General features: G+C 71.0%; 8 protein-coding genes. 3 read left to right on the top strand and 5 right to left on the bottom strand.

Going from position 1 to position 7850, the window contains the following annotated elements; translation table 11 throughout:
* Positions 1-1580 (bottom strand): DEAD/DEAH box helicase (locus VGZ32_RS04675; RefSeq protein ID WP_326884560.1); only part of this gene is annotated, 1580 nt, incomplete at its 3' end.
* A 754-nt stretch (positions 1581-2334) separates the two neighbouring features.
* Here VGZ32_RS04675 and VGZ32_RS04670 point away from each other — a divergent pair.
* On the top strand, positions 2335-3000 hold the full coding sequence (locus tag VGZ32_RS04670; protein WP_326884559.1) for a bifunctional DNA primase/polymerase: 666 nt from the start codon (positions 2335-2337) through the stop codon (positions 2998-3000).
* Between the two features lie 115 nt (positions 3001-3115).
* Here VGZ32_RS04670 and map read toward each other — a convergent pair whose 3' ends face one another.
* Entirely contained in the window at positions 3116-3964 is an 849-nt protein-coding gene (gene map / locus VGZ32_RS04665) for a type I methionyl aminopeptidase (RefSeq protein ID WP_326884558.1), read from the bottom strand.
* A gap of 81 nt (positions 3965-4045) precedes the next feature.
* Here map and VGZ32_RS04660 point away from each other — a divergent pair, with 81 nt between their 5' ends.
* Positions 4046-4219, top strand: a complete 174-nt coding sequence (locus VGZ32_RS04660) for a hypothetical protein (RefSeq protein ID WP_326884557.1) — start codon at positions 4046-4048, stop codon at positions 4217-4219.
* Positions 4220-4315: 96 nt separating this feature from the next.
* On the opposite strand, the gene VGZ32_RS04655 is transcribed toward VGZ32_RS04660, so the two are convergent.
* The 3 genes from VGZ32_RS04655 to VGZ32_RS04645 all read right to left on the bottom strand — a co-directional run bounded on the left by VGZ32_RS04655 (position 4316) and on the right by VGZ32_RS04645 (position 6847).
* Entirely contained in the window at positions 4316-4924 is a 609-nt protein-coding gene (locus tag VGZ32_RS04655) for a hypothetical protein (protein ID WP_326884556.1), read from the bottom strand.
* A 51-nt stretch (positions 4925-4975) separates the two neighbouring features.
* Entirely contained in the window at positions 4976-5860 is an 885-nt protein-coding gene (gene panB, locus VGZ32_RS04650) for a 3-methyl-2-oxobutanoate hydroxymethyltransferase (protein ID WP_326884555.1), read from the bottom strand.
* A 138-nt stretch (positions 5861-5998) separates the two neighbouring features.
* Positions 5999-6847: a site-2 protease family protein gene (locus VGZ32_RS04645; RefSeq protein ID WP_326884554.1), complete on the bottom strand. Its 849-nt coding sequence runs from the start codon at positions 6845-6847 to the stop codon at positions 5999-6001.
* A gap of 266 nt (positions 6848-7113) precedes the next feature.
* On the opposite strand from VGZ32_RS04645, the gene VGZ32_RS04640 reads away from it, so the two are divergent.
* On the top strand, positions 7114-7850 hold a 737-nt coding region (locus VGZ32_RS04640), incomplete at its 3' end, for an SIS domain-containing protein (protein WP_326884553.1).

The following is a 7850-nucleotide window of genomic DNA, read 5'->3' as shown; positions in this document are numbered from 1 at the left end:
CCCCCACGGTCGCGGTCGAATCCGCCGCGCCCACGGGAGTCGTCGCCGCGCCCGCGCTCGTCACGCGACGGGCCGCGCTCATCGCGCTTCGGGCCCCGGTTCCAGTCCCGGCCCCGGTCCTCGCGGCCGTCCCGCCGCTCGAAACCGCGCTCGCCCCGGCCGCCGTCGCGCCGCTCGAACTTGGCGCGACGCTCCTCGAACCGCGACTCGCGCTCGCGCACCGGCACCGTGAACACCGCCACGTCGCCCACCTCCGGCACCTCGCGCGCCCCGGTCAGCTGCACGAGCGCCGTGCTCGCGGCCTCCCACTTGCCGCCCAGGCCCACCGGAGCCGCATCCAGCTCCTCGGCCGTCACACCCGCGTCGTCCATCATCCGCTGCGCCTGCTTGCGCTGCTTCGGCAACACGAGCGACGCGACGACACCGCTCTGGCCCGCCCGCGCAGTACGGCCCGCACGGTGCAGGTAATCCTTCGAGTCACGCGGCGGATCGATGTGCACGACCAGGTCGATGCCGTCCACGTGGATACCGCGCGCGGCCACGTCCGTCGCGACCAGAACAGGGGTGCGCCCGTCCTTGAAGTCCTCCAAGGTCTTCGTCCGCGCCACCTGCGTCATGCCGCCGTGCAGCCCCGCCGCCGGCAGACCCCGCTCGCGCAGCTGCTCGGTCACCCGGTCCACCGCCATCTGCGTGCGCACGAAGAAGATCGACCGCGCGTCCGCGCCGCCGTCCGCCGCGTGCCGCCCCGCGATCTGCGCCGCGACCTTCGCCTTGTGCTGCGGAGCGACCATCAGCAGGTGGTGGCTCATCGTCGTGACCGCACCCGCCTGCGGGTCCACCTCGTGCAGCGCCGGATCCTTCATGTACTTCGTCACGATCTCATCGACCGCGCCGTCCAGCGTCGCCGAGAACAGCAGCCGCTGCCCGCCGGCGGCGACCTGGTCCATCAGCTCACAGACATGCGGCAGGAAGCCCATGTCGCACATCTGATCCGCCTCGTCCAGGATCGCGATGTCGACGTCGCCGAGCTCGCACTCGCCCCGCTCGATCAGGTCCGACAGCCGGCCCGGCGTCGCCACCAGCAGCTCGACCCCGTAACGCAGCCCGTCGATCTGCTTCCGCATCGGGGCGCCACCGTACACGGACCGGATGCGCAGCCGCATCGCCCGCGCGTACGGCCGCAGCGCATCCTCGACCTGCATCGCCAGCTCCCGGGTGGGAACCAGCACCAGCGCCAGCGGACGGCGCGGAGCGGCCCGCAGCCCTTCCAGCCGGGCGAGGGCCGGCAGCCCGAACGCGAGGGTCTTGCCGGAACCGGTCCGGCCACGGCCCAGCACGTCCCGGCCGAACAGCGCGTCCGGGATCGTCGCCGCCTGGATCGGGAAAGCGGTCACGACGCCGGCCTCGGTGAGGACGTTGACCAGCGGCTTCGGTAGGTCGAGCGACGCGAACGTCACCTCGGTGCCGGTCTCGACCACGGCGTGCGCCGCGGGAGCGTTGGTTTCGACGGCCTGCGCCGCCGCGCCGGACTGCTCGGCGCCCGAAGGCGCGGCGCTCTCCAGCATGGTGTCTACGGACATGGTGGTACGACCTCCTGGTCGAACGGCACGTGCAAGGAGGCGTCAGAGAGCGCAGGAAGAGCGCGCCGCCGAGCCGATCACAGGTACGGGCCCTATTTCGGGGCAATGCCGCGCCTGTGCGGCCGAAAGGTCCGACCGAGGGGTTCCCTCTGCGTAAAGCCGCCCGGACCACCCGTAATCTCAACGGGTTCCGGGCGATGGGAGGCGCGCGGGCATCACATGGTTACCGCACCAGCATAACGGGGCGCTGCGGAAGTCGCGAAATCCGCTGGTCACCCCGACCCCGGGCCCCACGCCGCCGACCGCGCGGGCCGGCACGGAGGCCGCGTTCTCCCCGCCAGACCGCGACGCCCCGTGCCACGCGACCCCCGTGCCCTCGCACCGCACGGAACCCGGCGGCCGAAGGCCCTGATACCTCTTCAGTGTACGTGCACGCTCTGTGAGCGCACCCCGATTTACGTGCGCGGGATTTACGTGCGCGGCACCCGCATCCGCGCCATGGCCAGCGACGACACCGCCGCGAGCCAGCCGTCCCGATCGGCAACGCACCCTCGCACCGCCACACCGAAACAGGGCTTTTCAATGCCACCCCGCCACTCGATCCCGGATTCACCCCACACCCGTCCGCCCCGCCCCGTAGACTAAGACCCAGCCCGGGGGAGCGCCCCATACCTCCGGGAATCCACCGAGTGGCCGGTAGCCGCCCGCACCAGCCGCTCGTTGCCCCGGCAGGCGGGAAGGAGGCAAGCCGAGGATGGCAGCGACCGACCGAGCACCGGCCCGCGCCCGGATCCCCGGAATGCGCCGCAAACGCGACGACACCGACCCGCTCGCGGACTTCATCGCCCGCGGCTTCGCCCTCGTCCCCGCCGCCGCCCCCCGCGGACCCGGCTGCTCCTGTAGCCGCGTCGGCTGTCCCGACCCCGGCGCCCACCCGCTCTCCTACGGCTGGAGCACCGAAGCCAGCGCCGACCCCGCGCAACTGGACCGCTGGCGCCTGCGTCTGCCCGGCACCAACTTCGCCACCCCCACCGGACGCACCCACGATGTCCTCGACGTCCCCGCAGCCGCCGGACGTCTCGCCTTCGCCGCCCTCACCGCCGCCGCCGAACCCGTCGGCCCGGTCGCCGCCTCCGCCGACGGCACCCGTCACCTGTTCTTCACCGCAGCCCGCCCCGGCGCCGAAGACGATGTCCTCACCGACGAATGGTGGCCCTGCGCCCTCGACGCCGCCCCCGAGACCGGCGTCGGCGGCCCCGGACTGCGCTGGCACAACCGTGGCTCCTACGTCCTGATCCCACCCTCCCGCGCGGTGAGCGGCGGCACAGCCCGCTGGATCCACGAACCCCGCGCGCCGCTGCCCGACCCGCTGCGCCTACTCAGCGCCCTCGCCGACGCCTGCGAAGCCGTCGCCGACTAGGTCGCTCCGACGGGCTCGCCCGGACCGGTTGACGCCGCCCAGGCGAGCCGTACCAGGCCGGTCGCCAGTTCCAGTTCCCGGCCGCAGCCACTTTGCAGCCACCGCGCAGCCCCGCCTACGGCACCGTGAGCAGCTCGACGCCGTCCTCCGTGACCACCATCGTGTGCTCGAACTGGGCCGTCAGCTTCCCGTCCGCAGTCACCGCCGTCCAGTTGTCCGCCCACATCCGGTGCTCGATCGTCCCCAACGTCAGCATCGGCTCGATCGTGAACGTCATCCCCGGCTGGAACACCGTGTCCGCCCGCGGATCGTCGTAGTGCGGGATGATCAGGCCGCTGTGAAACGCCGACCCGATCCCGTGCCCGGTGAACACCCGCACCACCCCGTACCCGAACCGCTTCGCGTACGACTCGATCACCCGCCCGATCACGTTCACCTGCCGCCCCGGCCGCACCGCCTTGATCGCCCGGTCCAACGACTCCCGGGTCCGCTCCACCAGCAGACGCGCCTCCTGCGACACCTCGCCCACCTCGAAGGTCGCGTTCGTGTCCCCGTGCACCCCGCCGATGAACGCCGTGATGTCGACGTTCACGATGTCGCCCTCGTTCAGCAGCGTCGAATCCGGGATCCCGTGGCAGATCACCTCGTTCACCGACGTGCACAGCGACTTCGGATACCCCCGATAGCCCAGCGTCGACGGATAAGCGCCGTGGTCGCACAGGAACTCGTGCCCGATCCGGTCCAGCTCGTCCGTCGTGATCCCCGGCTTGACCGCCTCGCCCACCTCGGCCAGCGCCTGCGCCGCGATCCGCCCCGCGATCCGCATCTTCTCGAGCGTCTCCGCGGACTGCACGTCCGGCCCGGTATACGGCGTCGGCGCCGACTTGCCCACATACTCCGGGCGGGCGATATCAGCGGGGACGGAACGAGTAGGCGACAAAGTACCGGGAACCAGGGAAGCCATGCCCATGAGTCTAAAACCCCCGCCCCGGGCAGGATTCCCCCGACGACCCACAACCGCCCGCCCCGCCGAAGGAGACCGGCCATGACCGACGGACACCCCCAGTGGTACTACTGCATCAAGCACCACCGCGTCGAAGGCGAGGTCGGCTGCCAGGCCAAAGACCGCCTCGGCCCTTACGACACCCGCGAAGAGGCCGAGAACGCGCTCCAGAAGGTCAAAGAACGCAACGCCGCCTGGGACCACGGTGACGACTGAGAGCCCCGCCCGCGCCGCCGTGCGGTCACCATGGCCCGGTCACGACCGCTTGGCTACCGCCCGCGCGGCCGCCATCATCCGGTCACAACCGCCCCGTCACCAGCGCTCCACCCGCTGCCCGCTCACGGCGTCGACCCACCGCCCCAACCACGCACGCAGCCCGCCGCCCCCACTCGACGACGCCCGTTCCCCCGCCGCCAACGACACCAGATGCTGCGCAGAATCGAACGTCAACGGCCCCGGATCGGTCGGCACGGTCAACGCCTCATGCGCCAGCCCCCGCAACTCCACCGCGCCCTGATCCAAGGTGAGAATCCGCGCCCCCCGCCGCCGCGCGTCCCCGATCCGCTCCAACAACGCATCCGCCGGATCCTGCTGCGCGACGACCATCAGCGCCTCACCCCGCTCCGCCGCCGCCAACCTCTCCAACCCGACCGTCAGATGCGTCGGCGCGTCAACCGGCGGGTCGTGCCTCACCAGCACCGGCGCCAATTCCGGAACCCCGGCCCACCGCGCCTCCTCGGACAGATGCGCGGCGAAATGCCAGGGTTCGTCATCCGCGGGACCCGCCACCAGCAGCGCCCCCGGCCGCCGGGGCGCCCGCCGCAACGCCGACCCGAACTCCGCGCTCGCCTCCACCCAGCCCGACCCCGGCCCCACCGCAGCCAGCAGATCACGCAGAGCAGCCGCCTGGACTCTGTCCATACGGGACATCGTGCCAGGCGGCCGCCCAGATCACCGGCCGAACCGGCAGAACTAGTGGAAAGTGTGCTCCGCCGCCGGGAACGCCCCGTTGACCACGTCCGACGCATACGCCTGCGCAGCATCGCGCAACACGGTCCGCATGTCGGCGTACTTCTTCGCGAACCGCGGCGCCTTGCCCGGCGTCATCCCCGCCATGTCGGTCCACACCAGCACCTGAGCGTCACACTGCACGCCCGCGCCGATCCCGACCGTCGGAATCGTCAGCAGCTCCGTCACCCGCGCCGCCAGCTCCTCCGGCACGAGCTCCAGCACCACTGCGAACGCACCCGCCGCCTCCAGCGACTTCGCGTCCGCCAGCAGCCGCTCAGCCTCCTCGTCGCTGCGCCCCTGCACCCGGTAACCGCCCAACACGTTCACCGACTGCGGCGTCAGCCCCAGATGCGCCATCACCGGAATCCCGGCCTGCACCAGCGCCTCCACCTGGTGCACCACCCGGCGGCCGCCCTCGAGCTTCACCGCGCCCGCGCCCGCCTCCTTCAGGAACCGGGTCCCGGTCTCCAGCGCCTGCTTCGCCGACGCCTGGTACGACCCGAACGGCAGATCCGCGACCACCAGCGACCGCTTCGTGCCCCGAACCACCGCCGCCGTCAACATGATCAACTCGTCCACGGTCACCGGAACCGTGTTCGTGTACCCCAGGTGGTTGTCCGCCGCCGAATCCCCGACCAGCAAAACCGGGATCCCGGCCTCGTCGAACACCCCCGCGGTCAATGCGTCATAGGCGGTCAACATCGGCCAGCGCTCACCGCGCTGCTTCGCCAGGGCGAGGTCGCGCACGGTGACCCGCCGCCCGACACCGTTGGAACCGCCGTACAGGGTGAGCTTGGGCTCGTTCGCCCCGGCCGGTGCAGACGCGGCCGACGCACTTGAAGACATGCCGACAGTAGACATGGCGCAAGACTCCTCGGAAAAGATCTCGTGGCGCCCTATGGGCGTCCCCGGACTGCCGCCGATCGTCTCACTTCCGGGCGGTCGCCGCCAGCCGTCCGCAGCCGCCGCCCGCGCCCCGCCCGCTCAGTGCTTCCAGAACTGGAAGTTGTACTGCCCGAAGCCCGGACCATCGCCCGGCAGCGCGAGACCCGACCAGATCGAATTCATCAGATGCGAGAAGCCGTCCCTGACCGGCGGGAACGCCGCCAGCAGCAACAACACCAGCAAGATCCCGTACGGCCGGATCGGCTCCAACGCCCGCCGCGTCTCGTACCGCAGGTACGGCTCGACGATCCCGTAACCGTCCAAGCCCGGCACCGGGATCAGATTAAGCAGCGCTACAGCGAGCTGGATCCAAGCGAAAAACGAGACCCCCGACCAGAACACCGCGTGCGACCCGTACAACACGTCGACATCCGACGGCGCCCAGATCCCGACCGCCGCCATCGCCAGCCCCGCGAACACGATGTTCATCAGCGGCCCGCTCGCCGAGATCAGGCTCGCCTGCCACCGGCTGCGCGCCGCCGCCCGATTCACCAGCACCGCCCCGCCCGGCAGCGGCAACGCCCCGATGATCAGCCAGATCGCCGGCAACAGGATGCTCAGCACCGGATTCATGTAACGCAGCGGATTCAGATCCAGATACCCGCGCGCCTCCACCCCCGCGTCCCCGGCCCGATGCGCCGAATACGCGTGCCCGAACTCGTGAAGACACAGCACCACGAAATAAGCCGCGAACACGAACACGAACGTCGCGAACCGTGCGTTCCCATACCCCTGCCACGTCGCGACGCCGCCCGTCACCGCAACCGCGACGATGCACAGGAAAACCGGGCTGATCTTCACCCGGGCAGGCCTGCGGCCCCACGGCGACGCGGTCCGCCCCGGCACACCCGTCCGCTGCCCGAATCCACCCATGTTCGCAGTTCCCACCCGTTCGTCGGCTCCGAAGGCCGCCACTCCGCAGAGCGCGACGCGCCCATGCTAAGGCCCAAAGCTGAGCTGGGCGTCGGAGCCGCGTGAGCGCGCCGTATGAGAAACCCGAGAAAACGCCCACACCCAAGCCGCCGTCCACCCGCCACCATCCGACCCCTCCGCTCTTGATTCACACCCCACCCCCCGTGCAGTAACGTGCCGCTGAATCGCCGACCCCGCCCCACCGCCGACCCATATCCGCCGCCGACAACCCGGGAGCCACCGTGCCCGTCGACCCCGCGCCGACCAGCTCCACCAACCCCGCGCCCATCGACTCCGCAGCGTTCCTCGCGGCAGTACGCGAACAGCTCGCGCACATCGAATCGACGCAGGGCCCAGCCATCGAGAAAGCCGCGGAGCTCGTCGCCTCCTCCCTGCGCGTCGACGGAGTCCTCCAAGTCTTCGGCACCGGACACTCTGAAGCGCTGGCGATGGAACTCAGCGGACGCGCCGGCGGCCTCATCCCCACCAACAAGCTGGTCCTGCGCGACATCGTGCTGCTCGGCGGCGAACCGGCCGAACGACTCGCCGACCCGAAAGCCGAACGCGACCCCGACCTCGCCCGCCGCGTCTGGGACCTGGCACCGATCGGCCCCGCGGACGTCCTGGTCATCGGCTCACAGTCCGGCGGCAACGGCGCCACCGTCGAAATGGCCTCCGTCGCGCGCGCCGCCGGCCACCCCGTGATCGCCATCACCTCCCTCGCCCACTCCTCGGCCATCACCTCCCGCCACCCCTCCGGCAAGCGCCTGTTCGAACTCGCCGACGTCGTCATCGACAACGGCGCCCCCTACGGCGACGCAGTCCTCGCCCTGCCCGGCGGCGGAAAAGTGTGCGCCGTCTCCTCGATCGGCAACGCCGTGATCGCCCAACTCCTCGTCGCCGAAGTCACCGCCCGCCTGATCGCAGCAGACGTCGAACCCCCGATCTACCTCTCCGCGAACATCGCCGAGGGCGACGC

Source organism: Actinocrinis sp. (assembly GCF_035938995.1).
Lineage (GTDB): Bacteria > Actinomycetota > Actinomycetes > Streptomycetales > Catenulisporaceae > DASZGI01.
Note: the sequence above shows the minus strand (reverse complement) of the source record. Positions and strands in the feature narration are given on the sequence as shown.

Excerpts from the sequence above, each read along its gene's own strand:
- VGZ32_RS04670 (WP_326884559.1), top strand. The coding sequence starts at position 2,335 with ATGGCAGCGACCGACCGAGCACCGGCCCGCGCCCGGATCCCCGGAATG.
- map (WP_326884558.1), bottom strand. The coding sequence starts at position 3,964 with ATGGCTTCCCTGGTTCCCGGTACTTTGTCGCCTACTCGTTCCGTCCCC.
- VGZ32_RS04660 (WP_326884557.1), top strand. The coding sequence starts at position 4,046 with ATGACCGACGGACACCCCCAGTGGTACTACTGCATCAAGCACCACCGC.
- VGZ32_RS04655 (WP_326884556.1), bottom strand. The coding sequence starts at position 4,924 with ATGGACAGAGTCCAGGCGGCTGCTCTGCGTGATCTGCTGGCTGCGGTG.
- panB (WP_326884555.1), bottom strand. The coding sequence starts at position 5,860 with ATGTCTTCAAGTGCGTCGGCCGCGTCTGCACCGGCCGGGGCGAACGAG.